Origin of the sequence: Amycolatopsis sp. CA-128772, assembly GCF_002904295.1 — a bacterium.
Taxonomy (GTDB): Bacteria; Actinomycetota; Actinomycetes; order Mycobacteriales; family Pseudonocardiaceae; genus Amycolatopsis.
Genome location: NZ_PPHG01000075.1, coordinates 156,151 through 181,934, shown reverse-complemented (window position 1 = coordinate 181,934; position 25,784 = coordinate 156,151). Strand labels below are relative to the sequence as shown.

Here is a 25,784-nt window from a genome sequence, read left to right as displayed (position 1 = left end):
CGACGCCTTCAGGAGTTCCGGCTCTCCGAGGCTTCGTGGTGCGGACGGTCAGGCCTTACCGGCGAGCTGCACCTTCTGCCACAGCTTGTGGGCCCATTCGGCGAGGGGGAGTTCCCAGTGCTTGCCGATCTTCTCCTTCGTGGCCAGCTGACGGATATCCCACCCGAGTTCGACGCCGTCCAGCAGAACCAGATCCGCCAGACCCTTGCCGGTGGTCTTCTTCTCGGGGTGCATCCGACCCTCGTAGGTCGAGCGCGGCGCCAGGATGAAGTCGGCCTTCTGGCCGATTGTGGGATCTGACCGCACCCGGCGAATGTGCTCGTTCAGCACGGCCGTGCAGGCCTGACAGGGACTCGCGCTGATGGCGAAGACCAGTTTCGGTCGTTTCCCCTGGGCGATACCGGCTCGAACCACGGTCAGGGCGTGCTCCCAGTGCTGGGAGATGACAACGACTTCCGCGTGCCGGCCGCCCTTGGTTCCGGTGGCCGAGTCGTTGTACTGCGCCTGTCCGATCATCGTCCCGTCGACGGACAGGGCTGCCACCACGTAGTCTCGCATCCCTTCGGCTTTGTTCTCGAAGATCTTCTTGAGGTGTTCGAGATCCACTCCTTGGAACACTTCGGCGAACGGGATCCTTCGTTGATCCGGCGGGCTTGCCACCGCTGTGAGTTCGACGGACTTCGCGTCCGACGACGCCGTCATTTCGAGACGTTTGAGCCCATGCGGTCGGTACTGCCGGCGAATGTCGTCCAGAACCGGCTTCGCTTTTTCTATGCTTTCCAGTTTGTGCAGCCTGGTTCCAGCATCCCGCAGGGCGTCGGCCTTCACCTTTGCCGACCCCGTCGACGGTTCCTGGCCCTTCGTTTCCTTGTTCTGGCCCTTGAGTTTCGACCAGACCTTTCTCCCCGCCTTGACGATCGACCCCACGACCGAGTCGATCACCTTGCCCACCGGGGCCTGGACCTTCTCCAGGATCGACTTGATCTTCTCCGAAATCCCGCCCAGCCCCAGCAGGCTCGCCAGGAACCCCAGCACCATCGGCAACGCCTTGGCCAGCGTCCGCTCGATCAGGCCCGCCACCGCGCCCGCGCCGCCGCGGGCGATGGACTCCACCGAGTCCAGTACCGAGTCCACGAACTCCTTGATCTGCGCCGCCTTGTCCACGAAGAACATGACGATGTCGTAGATCGCCTTGCACGCCTTGATGAACGCCGCCGCCGGGTTCAGCATCGAGATGATCCAGGTGATGCCCGCCTTGACGATCTTCTCGATCACGAAGTCCTTCACCTGGCCGAGCACCAGCTCCTTGAGATCGCCCAGCTTCGCGACCACCCACCGCCACAGGCCCGGGACGCCCTCGGTGATCAGGATCTTGACCACGTCCAGGGTCTGCTCCAGCTTGGCCAGCACCGGCTCCGGGATGAACCGGAGGATCCGCGCGCGGACGCTCGCCCAGGTCAGGCCCAGGATCGACAGGACCATCTTCAGAATGCCCCTGGCGTCCAGCGCCTCCGGGATCTCGATGCCCGCGCTCGCCAGGTTGCCGAGCAGCCAGCCCTTCAGCCCGTCCTTGAGGTGCTGGACGATGTTCGAGCCGAAGTTCATGACGCCGGTCTTGACCGCGTCGACCAGGTTGCCGAGGAACTCGATCGGCTTCTTGATGATCAGCTCGACCGCGTTCGCCGCCCGCGCCAGCACGCCGAGCAGCATGTCCTTCAGCTTGAGGATCGTCTCGATCGCGCCGCCGACCGCCTCCTTCGCCTTGCTCCACAGGCCCTTGTTCTCCGCCTGCAGCGCCTTGATCTCCTCGTCGACGGCGTTGCGTGCTTCGCTGTACTTCTGGGCCAGGTCCTCGACCAGCGACTCCTGCTTCTCGTCGACCGACTTCTCCAGGTCGTCGAACTGGCCGCCGAACTCCTTCGCCGCCTCACCCGCAATCTTGCGCAGGGCCGGCGACTGGGACGCCACCTTCTGCTGCACCCGCGTACGGCCGTCCGTGATCAGCTGCTTCGCCTCGCCCAGCCGCCGGCCGACGAAGTCCGCGATGTCGCTGATGACCGCCTGCATCTTGACCTCGTAGACCTTCTTGGCCTCGAGGAAGAGGTTGTTCGCTTCGGCCGGCAGGTCGGCGAAGAGGTCGTACGCCCAGCGCGCGGCGCCGGTGATCCCGTCGTACCGCTCGTCCTTGTAGCGCTTCATCCGCGCTTGGTGATCGGCCGTGAACGCCGCCTTGGCCTGCGCTTCGCCGGTCTCGAACCGCTGGGCCACCTCGGCGTCGAGCGCGCCCAGCACGCCCTCGACCTTCGCCTTGGTCTCGTCGAAGATCGCCTTGATCTCGCCGGTGATCCGCGTCCGGTCCTGCTCGTCCTTCGCCTTCGTGGCCGACTTCGTCGCCTGGCCCTTCTGGCCGGACGCCGCCCGCGCACCGGTCATGCCCGCCATCGCCGACTGCCCGGACGCCTGGGCCGCGCCCGTGACGGCGGCCAGCCGGCCGGCTTCGGACTCGCGGACCGCGGCCGGCGCCGCCGCCGTGTGCTGCTCGCCTTCCTGCTTCGCCGCCAGTGCGCCGGAGAACTCCGGCTCGTTGGCCTGCGCCAGCTGCTGGTCCGTGACGCCCGCCGCCGCCATCGCCGAGTGCGTCTCGCACTGGCCGGCGCGCAGGTCGGTCTGCTCGGGCGGGGCCTTGTCCGGCGTCGCCTTGCGCGGGTCCGGCGGCGCCGGCGCCGGCGCCGGGGGTGCCGGCGGCACCGGCGTCACCGGCTTCTCCACCGCCCGCCCGGGATCCGGTGCTTCCTTCGTCCGGTCGGTGACGTCCTTGGCCGAGGCGTCCTTGCCGCCGGTGACCTTGCTCAGCACCTCGGTCCTGACCTGGTCGGCCTGGCCGGACGCGGCGAACTTGTCGGCCTCGTCGAGGTTCTTCGGCGCCTGCTTGTCGATCGCCGCGTTCACCGCCGCGACGAAGGCGGCCTTGTCGAAGCCGGCCGGCTTCGCAGCCGCCATCCTGTCCGCCTGGGCCGCCTTGGCCTGCGCGTCCTTGTCGTCGGCGGGGGCCACCGCCGCGTCCTGCGCCTGCTTGACCTCCGCGCCGGCCGGGGGATGCGCCTTCGCCGACTTGGCCCGGGCGCCGACGTCCTGCTTGAACGACCGGAACTTCGGGTCGGCTTCCGGGGTCACCCCGGGCGGCGCGACCGGGGGAGCGGGACACCCCTGCCGCTGCAGCGCGACCAGTTCCGCCACCGCCGCGTTGCCCGCGGCGGCCTGCAGGCGCAGCAACGCCGGCGGGGGCGTCCGGCGCGCGGGCCGGGCCGTCCGCACCGGCTGCGTGGACGGCTCCCGTGGCGCGTGGTCCCGCCCGGTCGGCATGGGTTCACTTTCGGCCCTTGCGGGCCGGTTGCCAACGACCGCAGGGGCGGGCCGCGGTGCCCGAACGGGCAGTTGCCTCTTCGGGCAGAGATCGGTTCCCGCGGGCCTAGCCGCACGGTCGTTCCGCGCACAACGCGCGGGCAGCAGCATCGCCGGAGACAAGACTTGTGCGTCGACAAGGGAGGCCCGCATGCCCACCTATCTCACGCCGGGGGTGTACGTCGAGGAGATCGAGGCGGGCGCACGGCCGATCGAGGGCGTGGGCACCGCCGTCGCCGCCTTCGTCGGCTTCGCCGCGGACGGTCCCTTCAACACCCCGACGCTGGTTTCGAACTGGGGTCAGTACACCCAGACCTTCGGCGACTTCCTCGAAGGCTGCTACCTGGCCCAGTCGGTCTACGGCTACTTCCTCAACGGCGGCGCCAACTGCTACGTCGTCCGCATCGGCGGCCCGCGCGCCCACGACAACGGCTCCGCACCGAAGCAGATCTCCGCCCGCCAGGCCGTCCTCGGCGGCTACCGGTTCGTCGCGAAGGAACTGCCGGAGGGCAAGCAGGCCGGCGAGATCACCGTCGAGGTCGCCGAGCCGTCCGGGGAGAACCCCGCCGAGGACCGGTTCACCGTGCTGGTCAAGCAGGACGGCAAGGTCGTCGAGACGCACAACGTGACGACCAAGCGCACCAAGGAGAACGTCGTCACGGCGGTGCGGGAGAAGTCCAGCTTCGTCACCGTCGAAGAGGTCGCCTCCGGCGGGACGGTCACCAAGCCCGACAAGGGCGCCGCGGTGCTCACCGCGCCGCCGCAGGCGCCGCCGGTCCCGCGCCGCGTCGGGGCCGACGACTACGTCGGCGACGTCGCCGACCGCACCGGGTTCGGCGGCCTGGAGGCGATCGACGAGATCACCATGGTCGCGGCCCCGGACCTGACGGCCGCCTACCAGCGCGAGCTGCTCGACCTCGACGGCGTCAAGGCCGTGCAGCTGGCGATGATCGCCCACTGCGAGCTGATGGGCAACCGGATGGCGATCATCGACCCGCCGCCGTCGCTCAACCCGCAGGAAGTCCGCAACTGGCGCCAGGACGTGGCCGGCTACGACTCGAAGTACGCGGCTCTCTACTACCCCTGGGTCCAGGTGCTCGACCCCGCCACCGGGACGAACACGTTCATCCCGCCCAGCGGCCACATGGCCGGGGTGTGGGCCCGCACCGACGCCACCCGCGGCGTCCACAAGGCACCGGCCAACGAGGTCGTCCGCGGCGCGCTCGCCCTCGAAACGCACCTGACCAAGGCCGAGCAGGAGCTGCTCAACCCGATCGGCATCAACTGCGTGCGGTCGTTCTCGGGCAAGGGCATCCGGGTCTGGGGCGCGCGGACGCTGTCGAGCGACGCGGCGTGGCGCTACCTGAACGTCCGGCGGCTGTTCAACTACCTCGAGGAGTCGATCCTCGTCGGCACGCAGTGGGTCGTGTTCGAGCCGAACGACGACGCGCTGTGGGCGCGGATCCGGCGCACGATCAGCGCGTTCCTGGTCATGGAGTGGCGCAAGGGCGCGCTGTTCGGGCTCACTCCGGACGAAGCCTTCTTCGTCAAGTGCGACCGGGAGACCAACCCGGCCGAGGGCATCGACCTCGGCCAGGTGATCTGCGAAGTGGGCATCGCCCCGGTGAAACCGGCGGAGTTCGTGATCTTCCGGCTGGCCCAGATGTCCGGCGGCACCAGCCTGGTCAACGAGTAGTGAAGGGACTCCTCAGACATGGCACTTCCCGATCTCGACAAGGCGGTAGGGCACTCCTTCGGGCTGGAGATCGACGGCGTCCAGATCAAGCAGATCTCCGAGGTCTCCGGCCTCAAGATGGAACAGGACGTCATCGAGCTCAAGCAGAACACGGTGGACGGCAAGTACGTCATCAAGAAGCTGCCCGGCCGGCCCAAGGCCGGTGAGGTCACGCTGACCCGCGGCCTGACCGACGACAACAGCTTCGAGAAGTGGGTCAAGGACGCCCACTTCGGCAAGATGGCCTCCGCGCGCAAGGGCGGCGCCATCATCGTCTACGACTACGAGGGCACGGCGCTCAAGCGCTACAAGCTGACCAACGCGTGGCCGAAGAGCCTGGAGATCGGCTCGCTCAAGGCCGGCGACACCAGCGTGCTCACCGAGAAGCTCGTGATCACCTACGAGCAGATGGAAGTCGAGTGAGCCCATGCGCAGGGTGATGGCGTCGGCTCCGGTCGAGGAGGCGCCCGCCGCGACGGCGGCGGAGGCCCGGCCGAAGCTGCGGACGGAGTTCGCGTTCGAGCTCCCGCGCGGGTACGTCGACGACGAGGGCAAGGTGCACCACTCCGGCGTGATGCGGCTGGCCACCGCCCGCGACGAGCTGATCCCGCTGCGGGACGACCGCGTGCGCGAGAACTCGGCGTTCCTCACGGTGGTGCTGCTGGCCCGGGTCGTCACCCGGATCGGTGACCTCACCGACATCCACGCCGGCATCATCGAGAACCTGTTCGCCTCGGACCTGGCGTTCCTGCAGGACATGTACCGCCGGATCAACAGCGAAGGCCACACCCGCGCGGGCGTGGCGTGCCCGGAGTGCGGCCACAGCTTCGTCGTCGACGTCGCCGGTGGCCGCCTGGGGGAATCGTGACGTACGCGGCCGACCGGCTGCACGAGGAGGTCGCGTACGTCGCCTACCACCTGCACTGGTCCCTCGACGACATCCTCGACCTCGAACACCCCGACCGGTTGACCTACGTCGCCGAGATCGCCCGGATCAACACCCGGATGAGCCAGGGACGGTGACGCTGCGATGTGGTTCCGCAGGAAGGAGCCGGCCCGCCCGCCCGCGGCCGAGCCACCGGTGGCGCGCGCGGAGTGGCGGACGCTGCCGCCGATCCGGCCGGTCGTCCCCGAGCACCCGCTGGTGAACCCGGTGCAGCGGTTCAGTGCCGCGTTGACGTCCTGGCAGAGCCCGGCGTACCTGGAGCCGCTCGGTCACCGGATCGGCCCGGACGAGCCGGCCGGGGTGATCAACGATCTGGCGCGGCCGGGGCAGGGGGAGGCGCCGGCCATGCCGGTGGTGCAGCGGGCGGCGCTCAAGGGGGGCGGTTTCCGACCCGGGGCGGATTTGGTGCTGCCCGTGGTGGGGGCGGGGGAGGCGGTGCCGCCGCTGACGTCGGCTGGTGGTGCGGCTGCGGCTGCGGTTGTGCCGGCGGTGCGGACGGTCCAGGCGGTTGTGGAGGATGCGCCTGCGCCGTTGGTGCGGGCTGTAGGGGATGTGCCTGCGCCTGAGCTGTCGGTGCGGACTGTGGAGGATGCTCCAACTGCCGTGCGTGAGCCTGTGCGGCCGGCTCTGCCGGTGGTGCAGCGGGCGGAGCCGTCGGCTCCGCGGCGGCTGGGGCTCGGGGCGCCGATCCTGCCGGAGCCGGGCGACGGGGTGTTGCCGGTGTCGCGGGTCGCGGTTTCTTCCGTAGCGCAGGGTGTGGGCGATGCGGAGGCGCCGCCGGGGCGGTCGTCGCCGGTCAATACGTTCCGCCCGCTCGACACGACGGAGCCGCCCGGTGTCCCGGGCGGCTCGACGAGCGTTGCCCCACCGGCGGCATTGCCTGCCGAGACATCGACGCTTGCGGGGAACCAGGAGCCGCCACTTCCGGTGAGCCGGGCGGTCGATGCTCCCGCGCTTCCGGTGACCGGAGCGGCTCAGGAACCCGGGGGGACCGATACCCCGGCTTTGCCGGTGGCCCAACCGGCGCAGGAAGTCGGCCGGGAGAACGCGCCCTTCGCCCTTCCGGCGGCGAAAGCAGCGCAGGCGTACGAGCCGCCGACGCTTCCCGTGGCGGAAACGGCACAGGAGCCTGGCCTTCCGTTGAGCGCGACTCCGGTGGTGCAAACCGCGCTGGAGTCGTCGCTTCCGGTTGGCGGAACTCCGGCGCTCGCGGTGACCCGGGGCGTGCAGGAGACACCTCTTCCGGTGAGCCGGGCGGCCGAGGCTCAACCGGTGGTGCAGGAGTCCACGCTGCCGATCAGCCGCGCGGTGGAGGCTCCGGCTCGGCCGGTGGCACCTGGGGCCGCCCCGCCGGTGAATGGGGTGGCCGAGGCTCCGGCTTTGCCGGTTGTGCGGGAGTCTGCCCTGCCGGTGAGCCGCGCGATGGAGGCTCCGGCTTTGCCGGTGGGGCACGGGCCCGCTCTGGCGGTCAGCCGCGCGACCGAGACTCCGGCCCAGCCGGTGGCGCATGAGGCCGACCTGCCGGTGAGCCGCGCGATGGAGGCTCCGGCTCTACCCGTGGGGCACGAACCTGCTCTGGCGGTCAGCCGCGCGATGGAGGCTCCGGCCCAGCCGGTGGGGCATGAGACCGCCCTGCCGGTGAGCCGCGCGACCGAGACTGGGGCAGTGCTGCCGGTGAGCCGTGCGGCTGAAACTCCGGCTTTGCCGGTGGCTCATGGGGCCGCACTGCCGGTGAGCGGCGTGGCCGAGGCTCCGCCGATGGCGCGGGAGGCCCCCCTTCCGGTGAGCCGCGCGATGGAGGCTCCGGTTGTGCGGGAGGCCGCCCTTCCGATCAACCGCGCGATGGAGGCTACGGCTCCGCCAGCGGGACACGAACCTGCGCTGGCGGTCAGCCGCGCGGTCGAGACTCCGGCTTTGCCGGTAGCGCGGGAGGCCGTCCTTCCGGTCAGCCGCGCGATCGAAGCTCCGGTTCGGCAGGTCTCCCCTCCGCCCAACCGCGTGGCCGAGGTTCCGGTTCTGCCTGTTGTGCGGGAGTCCGCCCTGCCGGTGAGCCGTGCGGTTGAGGCGCCCGCCTTGCCGGTGGCGCGGGCCAGCCACGCGACCGAGGGACCGACCCTTGCGGTGGCCCGAGGGCCGCAAGAGCCGCCCCTTCCGGTGAGCCGCGCCATCGCGGCGGCTCAACCGGCCCACGAGTCCGCTCTCCTGGTCAGCCGCGGGATCGAGACACCAAACCTGCCGGTAGCTCGAACGGTGCACGAGCCCGCCTCGCCGGTGAGCCGCCCGATCGACGCTCCCGCGCCCCTGGTGGCGAGAGCCGCCGGCGGACTGCCCCTCACGATGAGCCGGGCCGTCGAGACTCCGGCGACCCCGCCCGACCCCACCCCACCACCACCGGCCGTCCAGCGGGTCACCGAAGAACTCACCCCACCGCCCGCCGTCCAGCGAGATCCCGCACCCGCCGCCGCGCCGCCGGAAACCGATGAGCTTGTCAAGCAGCTCTTCGATCCGCTGCTGCGGCGGCTCAAGACCGAACTCCGACTCGACCGTGAGCGCCGGGGGGCGCTCACCGATCGTCCGCACTGAAGGGGATGCCGATGCCGGATACCGAAGAGGCCGTTGCCGTCTGCTACGTCGTCAAGCTGGACGACAAGAACCTCGGGAACCTCGGTGCGTTCTCCAGCTGTGACGGCCTCGGCTGCGAATTCGTCATGGAACAGCGGGAAGAGGGCGGCAACAACGGCATGGTCTGGCAGCTGCCGACCCGGATCAAGTACTCGAACATCAAGCTGTCGCGGCCCGTCACCGAGGCCAGTTCGCAGATCACCAAGTGGTTCGCCAGCCTGGCCAGCGGAATCGAACGCAAGACCGCCACCATCGAGGCCCGCACCCTCGAAGGCAAGGTGATCGCCAGCTGGGCCCTCGAAGGCGTCGTCCCGGTGCGGTGGAGCGGCCCGCAGCTCTCGTCCGACTCGCCCAAGGTCGCCACCGAAACCCTCGAACTGGCCCACCACGGCTTCCTCAGCCCCGCGAAGAAGGGCTGACCATGTCCTCCTCGCCCGTCACCTTCACCTCGGCCGGCTCCGCGCCCCCGGCCGCCTACGGTTCCGGTGAACCGGCGCCGAACAACCTGCAGCGCGCGCTGCTCGAAGTCCGCAAGCCGCCGCAGTCCGGGGGGACCGGGCAGCCGCCCGGGGAGAAGCTGTTCGACATCAAGTTCCAGTTCAACCCCAAGGAACTTTCCCTCAGCAAGAACGCCAAGTGGGGCCGCGACGCGCAACCCAACGCCAAGAAGAGCGCGCCGCCGCAGTTCAAGGGCTCCGACCCGGCCAAGCTCGCGCTGGAGATGTTCCTCGACGCCACCGGCAAGATGGACGACGCCGTCGTCAAGACGGTCGAGCAGCTGTTCACCTGCTGCGTGGCCACCGAGGACAGCCGCAACAGCCGGAAACCGTCGCCGCCGTGGGTGATCTTCAAGTGGGGCGGCATGACCGGGTTCCCCGCCTACGTCGCCTCCGTCACCGCGAAGTACACCCTGTTCACGCCGTCGGGGACGCCGGTGCGCGCGGTCTGCACGGTGAACCTGGAGGAGATCTCGGGCGAGCTCGGCGGCCAGAACCCGACCTCCGGCGCGCTCGCGGCGCGGGACACGCACGTGCTCGTCTCCGGGGATTCGCTGGCCTCGGTGGCGTTCCGCGCTTACGGCGACGCCGGGAAGTGGCGCGAAATCGCCGACGCCAACGACATCGACGACCCGATGCGGCTGCGGCCCGGCACCCGGCTGCTGGTGCCCGCGCTGGAGGAGCTCGATGGCTAACGAGACCTTCACGAACACCCTCCTGGTCGAGGTCGAAGGCACCGCGCTGCCCGACGACGTCAGGGTGATGCTCGGCTACGCCTACGTCGACGACAGCCGGAACCTGCCGGACACCTTCGTGCTGCGCTTCCGCGACCCCGGGTCCGTCGTGCTGGAGAAGGGCAAGTTCAAGGTCGGGGCGAAGATCAAGCTGAAGGTCCAGACGTCCGACCCCGAGGCCCCGCAGGACCTGCTCTCGGGCGAGGTCACCGCGGTCGCGATCGACCTGGACCGGCACGGCACCTTCACCGAGGTCCGCGGGTACGACCAGGCGCACCGGCTCTTCCGCGGCCGCCGGGTGGCGGCCTACCCGAACATGACCATCGCGGACGTCGTGCGCAAGGTCGCCCAGCGCGCGCACATCCCGGCCGGCAAGATCGACAACGTCCCGGGGTACGGCGGCCGGCCGAACACCCAGCTGAGCCAGGACAACGTCAGCGACTGGGAGTTCCTCACGCGGCTGGCCGACGCGGTCGGCGCGCAGATCGCCGTCCGCGACGGGAAGCTCACCTTCGAACTGCCGGAGAAGCCGTCCGGCGCGCCCTCGACCAGCACGAAGGCGACCGCCGACCCGCTCGTCCTCGAGGCGCACGGGACGCTGGTCAGCCTGCGCGCCAGCGTCACCGCGGCCGAGCAGGTCCCGGAGGTGCGGGCCACCGGCTGGAACTACGAGAACAAGGAGGCGATCGCCGCCATCGCGACCCCGAAGAACGCGGGCACCGACGTGCCGGGCGTCGATCCGGTGGGCCTGGCGGGCAAGTTCGGCAGCCCGCCCTTCCTCGACGCCGCCTCGCCCCGGCGGGCCCAGGGCGAGGCCGACGCGACCGCGAAGGCCCTGGCCGACAAGCTCGGCAGCGCGTGCACCGAACTCGACGGCGTCGCGAAGGGCAACCCGAAGCTGCGCGCAGGCACCGCCGTCACGCTCACCGGCGTCGGCCGGCCGTTCTCCGGCAAGTACACGCTGACCAGCACGCGTCACCTGTTCAACGCCGAAGTCGGCTACACCACCGAGTTCACCGTGTCCGGCCGGCAGGAACGCTCGCTCTACGGCCTGGTCGCCGGCGGCGCGCACGGCTCGGCGTGGCCCGGCCTGGTTCCCGCCGTGGTGAGCGACCTCCGGGACCCGGCGAAGCTCGGCCGCGTCAAGCTCACGTTCCCGTGGCTGGACGAGGAGTTCACCAGCACCTGGGCCCGCACGGTCCAGCCCGGCGCCGGCAAGGACCGGGGTGCGGTGGTGCTGCCCGAGGTCGGCGACGAGGTCCTGGTCGGCTTCGAGCACGGCGACTTCGAGGCGCCGTACGTGCTGGGCGGGCTGTACAACGGCAAGGACGTCACGCCGAAGTTCAGCAAGACCACCGTCGACGCCAACAGCGGGGAGGTCGCCCTCCGCGGGTTCGTCTCGCGGAAGGGGCACAAGCTGGAGTTCGCCGAGGACGACGGGATCATCCTCTCCTCCGGCGACGCGAAGTTCGTGGTCAAGATCGACCAGAAGAACCAGGTCATCGAGGTGACCAGCGGGAAGAGCGTCACGGTCAAGGCGCGCAACGGCGTCAGCATCGACGCCGGCACCGGGCCGCTGGAGCTCAAGGGCCAGAAGGTCACCGTGAAGGCCCAGGCCGAGGCCAGCGTCGAGGCGGGCGCGCAGCTGAAGCTCAACGGCACCGCCGGCGTGAAGGTCGAAGGCGCCACCGTTTCGGTGGCCGGGCAGGGCCAGGCGGAGCTGACCGCGAGCGGTGTCGTCACCGTGCGCGGCGGCGTGGTCAAGATCAACTGACGGGGGAGTGCGCATGCCACCAGCCGCGAGGGTCGGGGACCCGACCGGGCACCCGGGCGTCATCGCCGGGCCCGGCGTGCCGACCGTGCTCATCGGCGGGCTGCCCGCCGCGAACGTCGGCACGCTGCACACCTGCTCGTTCCCGCCGCCCGCGGTGCACCCGCCGACGCCGATCGCGCCGCCGGGCTGCCCGACGGTGCTGATCGGCGGCATGCCCGCGGCCCGGATGGGCGACCTGGCCGCCTGCGGCGCGCCCATCGTCATGGGCTGCCCGACCGTCCTGATCGGAGGCTGACGTGGCTGTGACGTCGAACGACTTCCTCGGCCGGGGACTGGCGTTCCCGGTGCACACGGACGCGACCGGCTCGATCGCGCTGGTCGGCGGCGAGCGCGAGATCGTCGAAAGCATCCGGCTGATCCTCGCGACCGCGCCGGGGGAACGGCCGATGCGGCCCGAGTTCGGCTGCGCGGTGCACGACCTCGTGTTCGCGCCCGCCGACGCCGCGACCGCCGGCCAGATCGCCTACGAGGTGCGGACTTCGCTGGAACGCTGGGAACCGCGCATCGACCTCACCGACGTCGTGGTCAGCTTCGCCGAGGCCGACCGGGGGACGCTGCTGATCGACATCCGCTACACCCTGCGCGGCACCAACGACCCGCGCAACCTCGTCTTCCCGTTCTACGTCATCCCGCCGCACGAGTCCGCAGAGGACGGTGCGTGATGTCGCTGCCCAAGCCCAACCTCGACGACCGCACGTTCCAGGACCTGGTTGACGAAGCCAAGTTCCTGGTCCAGCGCAACTGTCCGGAGTGGACCGACCACAACGTCTCCGACCCCGGCGTCACGCTGATCGAGACGTTCGCGCAGATGGTCGACCAGCTGCTCTACCGGCTCAACCGGGTGCCCGACCTGCACTACCTGCGCTTCCTCGACCTGATCGGGGTCCGGCTGTTCCCGCCCGCCGCGGCGCACGCCGACGTGACGTTCTGGCTCTCGGCCGCCCGGGACGTCCCGGTGGTCGTCCCGGCAGGCAAGCAGGTCGCCAGCGTCCGCAACGAGGTCGAGGACCCGGTGGTGTTCACCGTCGAGCGCACGCTGACCATCGTGCCGTGCTCGCTGGCGCACCTGGTGACCGGCACGGCCGACACCGGCCTGCCGCCGGTCGACCGCACCGACGAACTGCTCGTCGGCGGCAGCCCCGCGGTCTTCGGGGAGACCCCGGCACCGGGTGACACAGTGTGCTTCGGGCTGTCGGACGCCGTGCCCGGCTGCGCGGTGCTGCTGCGGATGGACTGCGAGGTCGAGGGCCAGGGCGTCGACCCGCGCGACCCGCCGTGGCTGTGGGAGGCGTGGGACGGCACCGGCTGGGCGGCCTGCGAGGTCGACCGGGACAGCACCGGCGCGTTCAACCGGGCGGGGGACATCGTGGTGCACGTGCCGCCCGGGCACACCGCGTCGGTGCTCGCCCGCCGGCGGGCCGGCTGGCTGCGATGCCGCCTGGCCGAGGCCAAGCAGAACCAGCCGTTCTACCAGCGCCCACCGCGGCTGCACACGGTCGAAGCTTCGACGATCGGCGGCACGGTCGGTGCGGTGCACGCCGAGGTGATCCGCAACGAGGTCGTCGGGACGTCGGACGGCACGCCGGGCCAGCGGTTCCCGCTCGGGCGTCCCCCGGTGGTCGCCGGGGACGGCGAGCTGGTCGTCGAGGTCTCGGGGCCGGACGGCTGGCAGCAGTGGACCGAGGTCCGGTCGTTCGCCGACTCCGGGCCCACCGACCGGCACGTCATGCTCGACCGGGTCGGCGGGGAGATCGCGTTCGGTCCGGCGGTGCGCCAGCCCGAGGGCGGCCTCCGGTACTACGGGGCCTTCCCGCTCAAGTCCGCCGCGATCCGCGTGCCGGAGTACCGCTCCGGCGGCGGGCGGCGCGGCAACGTCGCCCGCGAGGTCCTCGAGGTGCAGCGGGACCCGATCCCGTTCGTCAGCAGCGTGGTGAACCGGCGGCCGGCGATCGGCGGGGTGGACGGCGAATCGGTGCGGGACGCGCAGGTGCGCGGCCCGCTGCTGCTGCGCACCCGCGACCGCGCGGTCACGGCCGACGACTACGAGCAGCTTGCGCGCGAAGCGGCGCCGGAAGCGGCCCGGGTCCGCTGCATCCCGGCGCACGGCCCGGACGGCCGGGAGACGGGCGCGATCCGGGTCCTGGTCGTGCCGGCGGTGCCGGACACCGGCGAGCTCGCGTTCGCGACCCTGATGCTCGACCCGGGCATGCGCGCCCGGATCGAGCGGTCCCTGGACGAACGGCGCTGCGTCGGCGCGCTCGTGTCCGTGGAACCGCCGTTCTACCAGGGCGTCACGGTGGTGGCCCGGCTGCGCGCCCGCCGCCGCACGACCCCGGGGACCCTCGGGGCGCGCGCGACCCAGGCCCTGTACGACTACTTCAACCCGCTCAGCGGCGGTCCGGACGGCGAAGGCTGGCCGTTCGGCCGCCCGGTGCAGTCGGGCGAGGTGTTCGCGGTGCTGCAACGGCTGCCGGGCGTGGAGCTGGTGGAGGATGTCCGGCTGTTCGCGGCGAACCCGATCACCCGGGAGCGCGGCGACCAGGTCGACCGGCTCGATCTGCCGCCCAACGCGCTCGCGTTCTCCTTCGGGCACCAGGTGCGGGTGCGGGAGGCGGGCGCATGAGAGCGCGGCTGCGGATTCCGGCCCGCGGGCGCGGCGGGCGGCTGCTCGACCCGCCGCCGGCCAGGTTCGCGCGCCCGGCCGGCCGGGAGGTGGTGGCATGAGAGCGGGCATCGCCGGGCTGCCGAGCCCGCACCCGATCGGCGAGCAGCTCCCCGCCGTCTACGCCGAAGACCGGTTCGTCCAGGGCTTCACCGGTGCGCTCGACGAGGTCCTCGCGCCCGTGCTGTCCACCTTGGACAACTTGGCCGGCTACCTCGACCCCGGCCTGGCGCCCGAGGACTTCGTCGGGTGGCTGGCGAACTGGGTCGCGCTGCGCGTCGACGAGAGCTGGAGCCCGGCGCAGCTGCGGCAGCTGGTGACCAGCTCGGTCGAGCTGCACCGGTGGCGCGGGACGCAACGCGGGCTCGCCGAACACGTGCGGCTGCTGACCGGGGGCGCGGTCGAGGTGACCGACAGCGGCGGGGTCGTCGAGGCACCCCGGCCCGGTGCGCCGCTGCCGGACCCGGGGCCGCCCTGGGTGCAGGTGCGGGTGCGGGTGCCCGATCCGGCGCGGGTCGACGTGCGGCGGCTGACGGCGACGGTCGTGGACGCGGTACCCGCCCACGTGCGGGTCGCGGTGGAAGTCCTGGAGGGCTAGCGGATGGTCATCTACACCGAATGCGGGCACCAGGGGCCCGCCGAAGTCGAGTTCTGCGGCGAATGCGGCCGCTACCTGAAGTGGGACGACGAGCAACCGGTCGCCGTGCGTACGCAGCCGGTGGTGCAGCAGCAGGTCGTGCAGCCCGCCGAACCGGACGCGCCGGTCCGGCAGAGCGTGCAGCAGACCGTCGAAGAACAGGTGCTCAACCCCGGTGACCTGATCTGCGGCCGGTGCGGCAAGGGCAACGCGCCCACGCGGAACTTCTGCAGCCGCTGCGGTGCCTCGCTGGCCGAGTCCGAGGCCGTCAAGACGTCGTGGTGGCGCCGGGTGTTCGGCCGGAAACCGAAGCAGCACCGGGCGGGGGAGCGGCCGGGCAAGGACGGCGTCCGCCGCCGGACCGGCCGGGCCCGCGGCGCGCGCCGGACCGTGGGCAAGATCATCCGCCGGGCGATCGCGGTGTTCCTCGTGCTCTCGGCGCTGGTCTACGCGCTGTACCAGCCGTTCCGCGGCGCGATCAACACCGCGGCGACCGGGCTGTGGAGCCAGGTCACCGGCATCTTCGAGGCGAAGCTGAATCCGGTCCACCCGGTCAAGGTGACCGCGACCGCGCAGACGAACGGGCACGCGGCCCCGCTGGTCACCGACAACGCCAAGAACACCTTCTGGGCGGCCCCGACCGACCGGGAACCCGCGCTGGTGTTCACCTTCGACCACCCGGCGGACCTGCGAAAGGCGATCGTCTACGCCGGCGACGCCGCGAACTTCCAGGCCGAGCACCGGCCGCAGAAGCTGCACCTGGTGTTCTCCACCGGCAAGACCTACGACATGACGCTGGCCGACACGCCGGACGCGCAGGAAGTCCCGATCGAGAACAGCGCAGGCGCGACCAGCGTCGAGCTGCACGTGGTCGGGCTGCACCGCTCGCTCGACGGCACGGACGTCGCGATCTCCGAGATCGAGCTGTTCGAGGCCGGCTGAGCTGCCGCAAACCTTTGGGAGGGACCGATCATGCGCGCGAACCGAGCGGTGGCGGGGGTCGCGGTCGTCGCGCTGCTCGGCGGCTGGGCGCTCAGCGGGGCACAGGCACCGACCGCGGCGCAGGCGCCCGCACCGGGGCCGGCACCCTACCGCGTCGGGTACGTCAGCCAAGCCACCACCGGCCTCTACCAGGCCACCGGGGAAGGCGCCGAAGCCGCGCTGCCCGCCGCGGCCGCCGGCGTCGACTCCGACGCGTCCGCGGGCACCGGGGGCATCGTCTGGGTGAGCCACCGCGCGGCCGCTCCCGGCGGGGCCGAACGCGACGGCGAGCTCTGGTACCTGCGCGATGGCGCGCGGACCCCGCTGCGGCTGACCGACGACGACACCGCCGACACCCACCCGGCGCTGTCGCCGGACGGCAGGACGGTCGCGTTCGCCTCGGACCGCGCCGGCCACCGGGACCTGTTCGTCATCGGCGTGGACGGCCGCGGCCTGCGCCAGGTGACGTCCGGCCCGGCCGCCGACGACTCGCCGAGCTGGTCACCCGACGGCTCGCGGCTCGCGTTCAGCAGCACCCGCGACGACCCGGCCGGGGACATCTACACCGTCCCGGCCGCCGGCGGCGCGCCGGTGCGGCTGACCGCCGATCCCGCCGCGGACACCCAGCCGGCCTGGGGACCGGGCCGGATCGCCTTCACCACCACGCGCTTCCACCCGGCCGGCGACGTGGTCCTGCTGGCCGAGACCGGCGGCGGGGTCACCCCCGGGGTCCCCGGCCCCGGCGACTCCGCCGAGCCCGCCTGGTCGGCGGACGGCACCCGGCTGGCCTTCACGACCCGCGCGCAGGACCCGCTCGGCGACGTCAAGCAGGTCGACGGCGGCGTGGTTTCGGTCATCTCGGCGCTGCCCGGCACCGGCGAATCCGAGCCGACGTTCCGCCCGGACGGCCGGCCGGTGTTCACCGAGCTGCGCTCGGGCGACACCACCGACATCTGGAGCGCCGACGCGACCGGGGGCGACCGCCGCGACCTCACGAACCGCCCGGACGCCGACGAGTCCGATCCCGCCTTCTCCGCCGACGGCTCGCTGCTGGCCTACACCCGGAGCGGCACCGGCGAATCGCCGGACGACGAGATCATCGTCGCGAACGCCGACGGCAGCGCGCCCCGCTCGCTGACCGGCCCGGTGGACGGGCCGAAGCGCGAGCAGCACCCCGCGTGGTCGCCGGACGCCACGATGATCGCGTTCACCCACTCCGCCATCCGCGACGAAAGCCGCGTCGACAGCGTGCGGATCGCGCGCGTCGCGGACGGCCGGCTGCTCGGCGAGCTCGCGATGCCGCCGTACCTGCGGGCGCGCGACTCGCAGCCGGTGTGGTCCGCGGACGGCACGAAGATCACGCTGACCCGGGCGGCCGCCCGCACCGCGCCGCCGGGACCGTCCAGAGTGGACCCGGCGGTGGTGGACATGCCGGTCGGGCAGGGCTCTTCGGGCTCGGTCCCCAAGACGGTGGAGACGGACCGGGTCCCGCCGAACCCGGACATCGTGCTGCTCATGGACCAGACGGGCTCGATGGACAAGGTCATCGGCGAGGTCAAGACGAACCTCGGCCACGTCATCGACGAGGTGCTGAAGGTGCAGCCGTCGGCGCACTTCGCCGTCGCGGCCTACGGCGACCTCATCGACGACCACCCGAAGACGGGGCCGCCGCCCGACCCGCCGCGGTCGTTCCACGTGCAGCAGCCGCTCACCCCGGTCGAGAACGCCGGCCAGCGCCAGCTGCTCACCGACGCCTTCGGCCGGATCACCGCGACCGGCGGGGACGACACCGCCGAAGACTGGTACGTCGCCCTGCAGAAGCTCGCGACCGGCGCGGTCGGTTTCCGCGACACGAGCAACCGGATCGTCGTGCTGGTCGGCGACGCCGCCAGCCACGAGTCGCCGGCGGACGACAGGCGCGGCGCGTTCCCGACCACCGATGCGGTCGTCCACGCGCTGACGGACGCGAAGATCCGGGTGGTCGCGGTGCCCGCCGTCACCAGCAGCGATGGCGGTGACGGCAGCGACGGCGGCTCGGGCGAGAGCTTCGCCGCGGACACGGACGCGGCCCTCGACGGGCGTGGCCAGGCCACCGCGGTCACGAAGCGCACCGACGGCGTCCTGACCGACAGCACCGACGTCGGCCAGGTCAGCGAGGCGATCATCCGCGGGATCACCGACCTCAAGGTGAAGGTGCTGCCGGTGCCCTATTGCGACACCGGCCTGACGATGACCTTCAGCCCGGAGGGGACGCAGCAGGTTCAGGGCGGCACCAAAGCGAACTTCGTCGAAACCGCCACCGTTTCGCCGACGGCGCCGATCGGTTCGCTGCTGCACTGCCAGGTCGAGTTCCGGCTGGACGGCGAACCGACCGCGCGGTCCGGCTACACCGAGAACATCACCGTGCGGGTCAAGGTTCCGCGGCTGCCGCTGATCACCGTGCACGACCGGACCGTGACCGGGACCGCGCCGACGGTGATCGAATACCCGGCGACCGCCCTCGACGCCGATCGCGAAACCCCGATCACGCCGTTCTGCACGCCGTCGTCCGGCAGCCTGTTCCCGGTCGGCGCGACCACCGTGACGTGCACGGCGACCGGGCGGAACGGCACCGCCACCGAGACCGCGGTGATGGCGGTCGACCCGGGCGGGGAGTTCCGGCAGGAGCTGTGGCAGGTCTCGCTGATCCCGGGGCCGGACAGCGTCACCGCGGGGACCCAGTGGAACCTCTCGCCGTCGTTCGGAACGCCGTGCGGCACCGGCCGGCAGGGCTCGGCCGACGTCTCGCCGGACGGCACCACGCTGGCGTTCCAGAACGACCACCGGCAGATCTGCCGGGCACCCGCGGACGGCGGGCCCGGCCGGGTCCTGGCCGCCGACGCCGGGTCCGTCGACCACCCGGCGTGGTCGCCGGACGGCGCGCTGGTCGCGTTCGACAGCACCCCGGGTGAGTCGCAGCCGGGCATCCTGGTGGTGCCGGCGGCCGGTGGGCCGTCGGTGCCCCTGATCCGCGGGCCCGGCGGCGCCGCGGAACCGGCGTTCCAGCGGATCGCGGACGTCGCCGTGACCGCGACGGCCGTCCCGGCCGCGATCCCGTTCGGTGGGCTGACGACGTTCGAGTTCGTCGTCACCGACCACGGGATCGCCGCGTCGCCCGGCGTCGGGCTGTTCGTCCGGCTAAGCGCGGGCCTGCAGCCGCAGGCGCCCGTCACGACCAAGGGCACCTGCACGGCGGACCTGGTCTGCGTGCTCGGCACCCTGGCGCCGGGGGAGACCGTGCGGGTGCGGTTCAGCGCCGCCGGGATGGTCCCCGGCGCGCAGGCCGCGACGGGCACCCTCACCACGGCCGGCCAGGACGCCGACGCGCGCGACAACACGGCCACGGCGGTGGTCAAGGTCGAGGAGAAGCCGGTGCCGCCGGTCACGCCGGGGTCGTTGTCGGTCGGGATGGCGGTGTCGGCGGTGCCGCTGTTCACCGGCGGGGACGACGTCGGGCTGACCTTCCTGGTGCACAACGGTTCCGGGGCGCCGATGCCGGACGTCCGCCTGGTCACCCGGCTGCCGCTCCCGCTGCCGGCGACCTCTGTGGCGACGGGCTGCACGCCGGCGGGCGGCAGCTGCGCCCTCGGGACGTTGACGCCCGGCCAGACCGTCGAGGTCCGGATCTCCCTGGCGGCCAGGGCGGCGGTCGACGCACCGGTATCGGGCACGGTCAGCACGACCGGCCCGGACACCGACGCCCGCGACAACACGGCGAGCGCGCGCGTGGTGGTCCGCCAGCCGGTGGTGACGGTGGACCCGGCGGTCGGCCCGCTCGGCTCGGTACCCCGGGTGACGGGCACCGGCTTCCCGCCGGGAGCGACGGTCCGGCTGGCCTGGTCGGCGGGCATCTCGGCGACGCCGGGGCTGGTGACGGTGGGGGTGGACGGGAGGTTCCAGGCGCAGTTCCTGCTGTTCCACCACGACCTGATCGGCCCGCGCACGCTGTCGGTGACGTCGGTGAGCGGCCCGCAGTTCGGTCCGGCGCAGTCGAACCCGATCCTGGTCGTCCTGCGGACCGAGCAACCACCGTTCATCACCCGAGGCTGAGGTTCGGCCGGCGGGGGAGGGGGCTCCTCCGCCGGCCGAGCGCCGGAGAGGAACTCGCGGCGGCTTGGGCAAAGGTGGCGTGGCGCGGTGCGCGAGGAGCGGCTCTTTCCCCGCCACCGCGCCGGAAACAACCCCGCTGCGGCCTGCAACGGCGAGAACCCCCACGGCCCCCACCACTGCCCGTACGGGCAACCACGGGCGCACGGCCGCACACCCGTCCGCTGGTGCCGCGACGCGAGCCGGGCGCGGAGACTTCCGGGCATGGGAGCTACGGCGACGCTGTCCGAGACCGGTCTGGTCGTGGAACCGGGTCAGGAGGCCAGCTGCTCGGTGACCGTTCGGAATGCCGGGCAGGTCGTCGACCAGTTCGCGATCGATGTCGTGGGTGATGCGAGTGGCTGGGCCAGCGCGGAACCCGCGACGATCAACCTGATGCCGGGGGAGACCGGGACCGTCACCGTCCGGTTCGCGCCGCCGCGGTCCTCCGATGTGCCCGCCGGGACCGTTCCGTTCGGCGTGCGGGTGTTCTCGAGTGAGGATCCCGCCGGCTCGGTCGTCGAAGAGGGCACCGTCGAGCTCGGCGTCTTCACCGAGGTGAGCGCCGAGCTCGTGCCCGGCAAGGTCGAGGCCGCGTCCAAGGCCGACTTCGAGGTCGCCGTGGACAACCGGGGCAACCGGCCGGTCGTGGTGGAGCTGAGCCCGCTCGATCCCGAAGACGAGCTGGACTTCCGGCTCGAGCGCGACCGGGCCGAGCTCGCGCCCGGGACCGCCGCCTTCATCCGGATGCGCACCCAGCCGCGAAAGCGGTTCCTGCGCGGGCAGCCGATCCGGCACCGCTTCCAGGTGTTCGTCATCGCCGAAGGGGCCGAGCCCCTCAAGACCGAAGGCACCATGGTGCAGCGGCAGCTGCTGCCCAAGTGGCTGCTGCCCGCCCTCGCCGCGCTGCTCGTCCTGCTGCTCGCCCTGGTGACGCTGTGGTTCACCGTGCTGCGGCCGGCCGTGAAGTCGGCCGCGCGGGAGGCGGCCGCGGAACAGAACCAGGAGATCGTCAAGGCCGCGCAGGACGCCGGGGCCGGGGCGGACCAGGCGAAGAAGAACGCCGAGGTGGCCAAGCAGAACTCCGAGCAGGCGATGAAGGCCGTCGGCCTGACCCCGCCGGGCGACAACCCCGCCCCCGGCTCCGGACCCGGGGCCAGCCCGAGCCGCGTCGCGAACCCCGCCGACGGGACACCCACGGACTTCCGGGTGGCCGCCGACGCGAACATCGACTCCAACGTCAACCGGTTCGCCGAGTTCCCCTACACGCTGCCCGATGCGGACAAGACGCTCGTGGTCACCGACCTCGTGCTGCAGAACCCGCGCGGTGACACCGGAACCCTGCGCCTGCTGCGGGATTCCAACGGCACCAAGAGCGTCCTGCTGGAGGTCGGCCTGGCGAACTTCCGCGACCTCGACCACCACTGGCTGCAGGCCTGGCGGTTCCGGCCGGGGGAGAAGGTCGTGCTGGCGGTCAGCTGCCAGAACCCCGGCGACCGGGGCCATTGCACGCCGTCGGTCTCCTTCTCCGGCCGGGTCGAGTGAACCGTGCTAGATCAGCCCTTCGCGCATGGCGAACGCCACCGCGTGGGCGCGGTTGCGGAGCTGGAAGCGGTTGGTGATGTCGTGCAGGATCGACTTCACCGTCCGCTCGGAGTAGCTCAGCTGGTCGGCGATCTCCTTGGTCTCGAAGCCGTCGGCGACCAGCTTCAGCACCCGGGTCTCGCGCTGGGACATCCCGGCCAGGTCCCACCCGTTCGGGTGCAGCACGTCGCGCTGCAGCCGGGACACCCGGGACAGCAGGCGGCCCAGCAGGTCCGGCGGCAGCGCGCCTTCGCCGACGGCCGCGGCCTTGACCAGCCGCACCAGCGTGTCGGGGGTGGCGTCGGCCCGGCGGATGATCGCCGACACGCCGGTCCCGACGACGTCGAGCAGTTCCGAGTCCTCCACCTCCCCGGCGACCAGGACGATGCCCGCGTGGTTGGCGCACTGGAGGCTGCGCAGCAGCTGCCGGGCCTCGTCGTTGAGCCGTTCCACGATGACCAGCACGACGGCCGGCCCGTCCTGGTCGCCGTCGGCCAGCCGGATTTCGGGGCGTGACCGCAGCGCGGCGGTGACTCCCGCGTGGGTGATGGTGTCGGTGGCGTGCAGCAGCACCGGGACCTGGTCGGTGATCATCGGCGAAGCCCTCCCTCGAACGACGACGGTTCCCCCACCAAGGATCGGGCCGCGGGCGGCCGGCGAACAGGGACTCCGAGTCCCGATCTGTCCCGCTTTCCTTACTCCGATCGGGCAATGCCGGCCTCGCGGGCTTTCGCGATGGCCTGGGTGCGGTCGGTGACCCGGAGCTTGCGGAAGATGTGGGACACGTGGTTGCGCACGGTCTTCTGGCTCAGCACCAGCTCTTCGGCGATCGACGCGTTGCCCATGCCCTGCGCGACGAGCCGCAGGATTTCCTTCTCCCGCAGGGTGAGCCGCGGGAACGACTCGTCGCGCGGGGTCGCCGTGCCCAGCAGGGACAGGACCCGGGTGGCGATCGCCGGGCTGAAAATGGCTTCGCCGTCGCCGATCACCCGGACCGCGCGGACGATCTGCTCGTTGCGCGCCCCCTTGAGCAGGTAACCGCGGGCGCCCGCGCGCATGGCGGCGAACACCGCGGCCTCGTTCTCGAACATGGTCAGCATGAGCACGCCGGTGTGCGGGCTCGCGCCGACGATCCGCCGCGTGGCCTCGACGCCGTCCAGGTCGGGCAGGTTCAGGTCCATCAGCACGACGTCGGGTTCCAGCCGGGCCGCGTCGGAGACGGCGGTCAGGCCGTCGGCGGCTTCCCCGGCGACCTCCATGCCGTCGGTGGCGTCGAGCATCGCGCAGAGCGCGGCCCGGAAGACGGGGTGGTCGTCCACCACGAGAACGCGCAGGGTGCCGAACACCGCTCACTCCCCGGCGGCGATCGGGAGCCACGCGGCGATCCGCGTGCCGCCGGAGGACACCGGCTCGACCCGGCAGCCGCCGCCGAGGTCGCCGGCGCGTTCCCGCATCGACCGCAGCCCCGTCCCGCCGACCGCGGGCAGCGCGCCGCCGTCCGTGCCCACGCCGTCGTCGACGATCTCGACGTGCAGGTCGCCCTCCAGCGGCCAGAGGTGCACCGTGCACTGCCGCGCCCCGGAGTGGCGGGCCACGTTCACCAGCGCCTCGCGGATGATCCGGTACGCGGTGATCTCGACCTCCGCCGACAGCGCCGGCAGTTCGCCGCGCACCTGGACCTCGACCCGCAGCGGGCCGTGTTCGGCGGGCACCCGGTCGGTCAGCGTGGTGGCGTACCGGCGCACGGCCAGTACGAGACCGGCGTCGTCGAGCGCCGGCGGGCGGGCGTCGGCCACGAGGCGGCGCAGGTCGGTGATCGCGCCGTAGAGCTCGTCTTCGAGCCGGGCCAGGAGCCGCTCGGTGCCCGCCCGGTCGCGGGCGATCAGGTCGCGGGCCGCGCGCAGCCCGAGCACCGCGGCGGTGAGCGTCGGGCCGAGGCCGTCGTGCAGGTCGGTGAGCACCCGTTTGAGCCGGTCTTCGTACCCGGCAGGACGAACGATGTCGGCGACGACGAATGTCCGGCGCATCTTCTCCCCGTCCCCACAAAGTGGCCTGAATCGTCGGGCCGCATCCCGGCGAACCAGCTCTCGTGCGGGTAGCCCAGCCGGCTGCTCCGTTTCGCGTAGCGGGATGGTCACCCGCTGTACTAGTCGGGATACCCGGCCCGGACGTTTCACCCCTAACCCCCGGTTTCGGTAACGGTACGGTTTCGATGCGAATCCCGGCGTAACGGAGTGCGTCCGGGTGAAGACCTCGTACGCCTCGTGGACGCGATCCGCCGAAAACGATTCATGAACTGCCCGGCGGACCGGTCGGGGTTCGACAGGAAACCGGCGCCGCACGTCCGGGAGGTCGCAGGACGGGCGGAGCAGGCCGTTTCCTGCCGGTGGCGCAACGGGTGCACCGCCGGGTGGGTGCCGGGTCCTGTCGACGCAGGTCCCGGCGCTTCCGTGGCCGGGCGGTCGCGGGCCGGGGTGCCGTGCGGGCTGGAAAGCCTGCCCGTCAGGGCGTTGACGCGATCCCGGCGGCGTTGGTAATCGGGCGCACCCCGCCATAGCCCGATCGTGCCCCACCACTGGTCCGGGCGGGCGAATTGGCGCCGGTAAGTTTCACGATTCTTTACCGGCGTGCAGGCGGAAAAGAATCATGACATTTCCGGCGGTTCATTCATCTTGACGCCTCTTCGGGACGTTGGAACACTGTGTGACGGCGCCGATCTGCCCCTGCCGCAGCGGGTTGCCGGGTCATCCGATCACGGGGGATCGGAAGCCGGCCGAATTTCGGTGCCGTTCCGCCGGTGCGCGACAGTCCCTTTTGTCGTGCGCGCCGAATTGTTCGTGCATTCAATCGGAGGAGGAGAGATGGGAATTCGTGCGTTGCGGCTGAAAACATTCCTGGCTTCGGCCGGGCTGGTGGCGGGGGCCGTGCTCGTCTCGGCGCCGGTCGCGTCGGCCGCGCCGGCCGACGGCGTCGTGCAGTCACCCCGGGTCGACCGGCTCACCCAGGGGCAGGCGGAGAAGTTCTGGACGCCCGAGCGGCTGCGCAGCGCCAGACCCGTCGCCCAGGACGCCCCCAAGGTGGCGGCCCAGCCCCGGGCCGCCTCGCCGGTGCTCACCCCGGGCGGTGACCAGTTCGGCAACGCGCAGGTCGCCCGGCCCTACACCGCGGACTTCAAGTCCCGGGTGACCGGGAAGATCTTCTTCGTCAACCCCCGGGACAACCTCACCTACGTCTGTTCCGGCTCGGTGATCAACTCCACCGGCAAGAGCGTGGTCGCCACCGCGGCCCACTGCGTGTTCCAGGGCGCGGCCAACCAGCAGCTCTGGAGCCAGAACCTCATCTTCATCCCCTCCTACGACAACAACAGCCGGCCGCTGGGCACGTGGAACGCGGCGACGTTCTGGATCCCGACGACGTACTTCAACCACGGCAACGACGGCGTCACCCACGAGGACGACGTGGCGACCGTGGCGATCGCCGCGCAGGGCGCCAGCAAGATCACCAACGTGGTCGGCGGCCTCGGCTGGCTGTCGAACAACTCCGGCACGATCAACGGCTGGGACACCCACGGCTACCCGCAGGAGCAGTACGGCGGCCAGAACCAGCTGCACTGCATCGGCAACGGCCGGGACGTCGGCGGCTTCAACGGCGACACCTACCTGTTCACCAACAACTGCGTCGCGTTCGGCGGCTGGAGCGGCGGCCCGGTGATCAACGGCAGCAACCAGCTGCTCGCGGTGACCTCCGGCAGTGACCGGTCCACCAACTCGTTCTACGCGCGCACCGCGTCGAACACGTGGGTCCCGGTGCTCAACGCCGCCCAGGCGGCCGGTTTCTGACCGGTATCCGACCGATCGCGCCCGCCGGAGTCCGCTTCCGGCGGGCGCGCCGATTTCCCGGCCCTCTTCGAGATTTATTTCCCATTGCGACACCCGGGTGATTCGCGAATCCGGAAGACCGAAACGCGCGCCGATGGCGTGTAACGTACCGCGCGGTCGAAAACGCCGGCGACAACTGGGGCATTG

General features: G+C 71.7%; 20 protein-coding genes. 16 read left to right on the top strand and 4 right to left on the bottom strand.

The window, feature by feature from the left end:
• Positions 1–48: 48 nt before the first annotated feature.
• The gene (locus tag C2L59_RS29515; RefSeq protein WP_233223762.1) at positions 49–3,363 is read right to left on the bottom strand and encodes a hypothetical protein; all 3,315 of its coding nucleotides are present in this window, start codon (positions 3,361–3,363) and stop codon (positions 49–51) included.
• Between the two features lie 190 nt (positions 3,364–3,553).
• Between C2L59_RS29515 and C2L59_RS29510 the strand changes: the two genes are divergently transcribed.
• From C2L59_RS29510 to C2L59_RS29440, 15 genes are all read left to right on the top strand, one after another.
• Complete coding sequence (locus C2L59_RS29510; protein ID WP_103352790.1) at positions 3,554–5,098, top strand: phage tail sheath family protein; 1,545 nt, start codon at positions 3,554–3,556, stop codon at positions 5,096–5,098.
• An 18-nt stretch (positions 5,099–5,116) separates the two neighbouring features.
• Entirely contained in the window at positions 5,117–5,560 is a 444-nt protein-coding gene (locus C2L59_RS29505; RefSeq protein WP_103352789.1) for a phage tail protein, read from the top strand.
• A 4-nt stretch (positions 5,561–5,564) separates the two neighbouring features.
• A complete protein-coding gene (locus tag C2L59_RS29500) occupies positions 5,565–6,005 on the top strand; it encodes a hypothetical protein (protein ID WP_103352788.1) in 441 nt (146 codons plus the stop codon).
• On the top strand, positions 6,002–6,160 hold the full coding sequence (locus C2L59_RS29495; RefSeq protein ID WP_003098516.1) for a DUF6760 family protein: 159 nt from the start codon (positions 6,002–6,004) through the stop codon (positions 6,158–6,160). The genes C2L59_RS29500 and C2L59_RS29495 overlap by 4 nt, the downstream gene beginning before the upstream one ends.
• A 7-nt stretch (positions 6,161–6,167) precedes the next feature.
• The gene (locus tag C2L59_RS29490) at positions 6,168–8,666 is read left to right on the top strand and encodes a hypothetical protein (RefSeq protein ID WP_103352787.1); all 2,499 of its coding nucleotides are present in this window, start codon (positions 6,168–6,170) and stop codon (positions 8,664–8,666) included.
• An 11-nt stretch (positions 8,667–8,677) separates the two neighbouring features.
• Entirely contained in the window at positions 8,678–9,124 is a 447-nt protein-coding gene (locus tag C2L59_RS29485; RefSeq protein ID WP_103352967.1) for a phage tail protein, read from the top strand.
• A gap of 2 nt (positions 9,125–9,126) precedes the next feature.
• Complete coding sequence (locus C2L59_RS29480; protein ID WP_103352786.1) at positions 9,127–9,897, top strand: LysM peptidoglycan-binding domain-containing protein; 771 nt, start codon at positions 9,127–9,129, stop codon at positions 9,895–9,897.
• Positions 9,890–11,710 (top strand): VgrG-related protein, encoded by a 1,821-nt coding sequence (locus tag C2L59_RS29475; RefSeq protein WP_103352785.1) that lies wholly within the window; start codon positions 9,890–9,892, stop codon positions 11,708–11,710. The genes C2L59_RS29480 and C2L59_RS29475 overlap by 8 nt, the downstream gene beginning before the upstream one ends.
• Positions 11,711–11,723: 13 nt before the next feature.
• Positions 11,724–12,005, top strand: a complete 282-nt coding sequence (locus C2L59_RS29470; RefSeq protein WP_103352784.1) for a PAAR domain-containing protein — start codon at positions 11,724–11,726, stop codon at positions 12,003–12,005.
• A gap of 7 nt (positions 12,006–12,012) precedes the next feature.
• On the top strand, positions 12,013–12,432 hold the full coding sequence (locus C2L59_RS29465; protein ID WP_103352966.1) for a GPW/gp25 family protein: 420 nt from the start codon (positions 12,013–12,015) through the stop codon (positions 12,430–12,432).
• On the top strand, positions 12,432–14,393 hold the full coding sequence (locus C2L59_RS29460; RefSeq protein WP_103352783.1) for a putative baseplate assembly protein: 1,962 nt from the start codon (positions 12,432–12,434) through the stop codon (positions 14,391–14,393). The genes C2L59_RS29465 and C2L59_RS29460 overlap by 1 nt, the downstream gene beginning before the upstream one ends.
• Before the next feature lie 97 nt (positions 14,394–14,490).
• Positions 14,491–15,030, top strand: coding sequence for a phage tail protein (locus C2L59_RS29455; RefSeq protein WP_103352782.1), 540 nt, complete (start codon positions 14,491–14,493; stop codon positions 15,028–15,030).
• Between the two features lie 3 nt (positions 15,031–15,033).
• The gene (locus tag C2L59_RS29450; protein ID WP_103352781.1) at positions 15,034–16,011 is read left to right on the top strand and encodes a zinc ribbon domain-containing protein; all 978 of its coding nucleotides are present in this window, start codon (positions 15,034–15,036) and stop codon (positions 16,009–16,011) included.
• Between the two features lie 30 nt (positions 16,012–16,041).
• Positions 16,042–20,139 carry a DUF11 domain-containing protein gene (locus C2L59_RS29445; protein ID WP_103352780.1) on the top strand — a complete coding sequence of 1,366 codons (4,098 nt, stop codon included), beginning with the start codon at positions 16,042–16,044 and terminating at the stop codon, positions 20,137–20,139.
• Positions 20,140–20,400: 261 nt separating this feature from the next.
• Entirely contained in the window at positions 20,401–21,720 is a 1,320-nt protein-coding gene (locus C2L59_RS29440) for a hypothetical protein (protein WP_103352779.1), read from the top strand.
• 6 nt (positions 21,721–21,726) lie between these two features.
• Here C2L59_RS29440 and C2L59_RS29435 read toward each other — a convergent pair whose 3' ends face one another.
• The 3 genes from C2L59_RS29435 to C2L59_RS29425 all read right to left on the bottom strand — a co-directional run bounded on the left by C2L59_RS29435 (position 21,727) and on the right by C2L59_RS29425 (position 23,786).
• Positions 21,727–22,353: a response regulator transcription factor gene (locus C2L59_RS29435; protein WP_103352778.1), complete on the bottom strand. Its 627-nt coding sequence runs from the start codon at positions 22,351–22,353 to the stop codon at positions 21,727–21,729.
• A gap of 101 nt (positions 22,354–22,454) precedes the next feature.
• The gene (locus C2L59_RS29430; RefSeq protein WP_103352777.1) at positions 22,455–23,105 is read right to left on the bottom strand and encodes a response regulator transcription factor; all 651 of its coding nucleotides are present in this window, start codon (positions 23,103–23,105) and stop codon (positions 22,455–22,457) included.
• Positions 23,106–23,108: 3 nt separating this feature from the next.
• Positions 23,109–23,786, bottom strand: coding sequence for a sensor histidine kinase (locus C2L59_RS29425; protein WP_103352776.1), 678 nt, complete (start codon positions 23,784–23,786; stop codon positions 23,109–23,111).
• Between the two features lie 834 nt (positions 23,787–24,620).
• Here C2L59_RS29425 and C2L59_RS29420 point away from each other — a divergent pair.
• Positions 24,621–25,598: a serine protease gene (locus tag C2L59_RS29420; RefSeq protein ID WP_103352775.1), complete on the top strand. Its 978-nt coding sequence runs from the start codon at positions 24,621–24,623 to the stop codon at positions 25,596–25,598.
• The last annotated feature ends 186 nt before the right edge of the window (positions 25,599–25,784 follow it).

What these genes read in the sequence shown, in the direction of transcription:
- C2L59_RS29515 (WP_233223762.1), bottom strand. Translation starts at nt 3,363, where the DNA reads ATGCCGACCGGGCGGGACCACGCGCCACGGGAGCCGTCCACGCAGCCG.
- C2L59_RS29510 (WP_103352790.1), top strand. Translation starts at nt 3,554, where the DNA reads ATGCCCACCTATCTCACGCCGGGGGTGTACGTCGAGGAGATCGAGGCG.
- C2L59_RS29505 (WP_103352789.1), top strand. Translation starts at nt 5,117, where the DNA reads ATGGCACTTCCCGATCTCGACAAGGCGGTAGGGCACTCCTTCGGGCTG.
- C2L59_RS29500 (WP_103352788.1), top strand. Translation starts at nt 5,565, where the DNA reads ATGCGCAGGGTGATGGCGTCGGCTCCGGTCGAGGAGGCGCCCGCCGCG.
- C2L59_RS29490 (WP_103352787.1), top strand. Translation starts at nt 6,168, where the DNA reads ATGTGGTTCCGCAGGAAGGAGCCGGCCCGCCCGCCCGCGGCCGAGCCA.
- C2L59_RS29485 (WP_103352967.1), top strand. Translation starts at nt 8,678, where the DNA reads ATGCCGGATACCGAAGAGGCCGTTGCCGTCTGCTACGTCGTCAAGCTG.
- C2L59_RS29480 (WP_103352786.1), top strand. Translation starts at nt 9,127, where the DNA reads ATGTCCTCCTCGCCCGTCACCTTCACCTCGGCCGGCTCCGCGCCCCCG.
- C2L59_RS29475 (WP_103352785.1), top strand. Translation starts at nt 9,890, where the DNA reads ATGGCTAACGAGACCTTCACGAACACCCTCCTGGTCGAGGTCGAAGGC.
- C2L59_RS29470 (WP_103352784.1), top strand. Translation starts at nt 11,724, where the DNA reads ATGCCACCAGCCGCGAGGGTCGGGGACCCGACCGGGCACCCGGGCGTC.
- C2L59_RS29460 (WP_103352783.1), top strand. Translation starts at nt 12,432, where the DNA reads ATGTCGCTGCCCAAGCCCAACCTCGACGACCGCACGTTCCAGGACCTG.
- C2L59_RS29455 (WP_103352782.1), top strand. Translation starts at nt 14,491, where the DNA reads ATGAGAGCGGGCATCGCCGGGCTGCCGAGCCCGCACCCGATCGGCGAG.
- C2L59_RS29450 (WP_103352781.1), top strand. Translation starts at nt 15,034, where the DNA reads ATGGTCATCTACACCGAATGCGGGCACCAGGGGCCCGCCGAAGTCGAG.
- C2L59_RS29445 (WP_103352780.1), top strand. Translation starts at nt 16,042, where the DNA reads ATGCGCGCGAACCGAGCGGTGGCGGGGGTCGCGGTCGTCGCGCTGCTC.
- C2L59_RS29440 (WP_103352779.1), top strand. Translation starts at nt 20,401, where the DNA reads ATGGGAGCTACGGCGACGCTGTCCGAGACCGGTCTGGTCGTGGAACCG.
- C2L59_RS29435 (WP_103352778.1), bottom strand. Translation starts at nt 22,353, where the DNA reads ATGATCACCGACCAGGTCCCGGTGCTGCTGCACGCCACCGACACCATC.
- C2L59_RS29425 (WP_103352776.1), bottom strand. Translation starts at nt 23,786, where the DNA reads ATGCGCCGGACATTCGTCGTCGCCGACATCGTTCGTCCTGCCGGGTAC.
- C2L59_RS29420 (WP_103352775.1), top strand. Translation starts at nt 24,621, where the DNA reads ATGGGAATTCGTGCGTTGCGGCTGAAAACATTCCTGGCTTCGGCCGGG.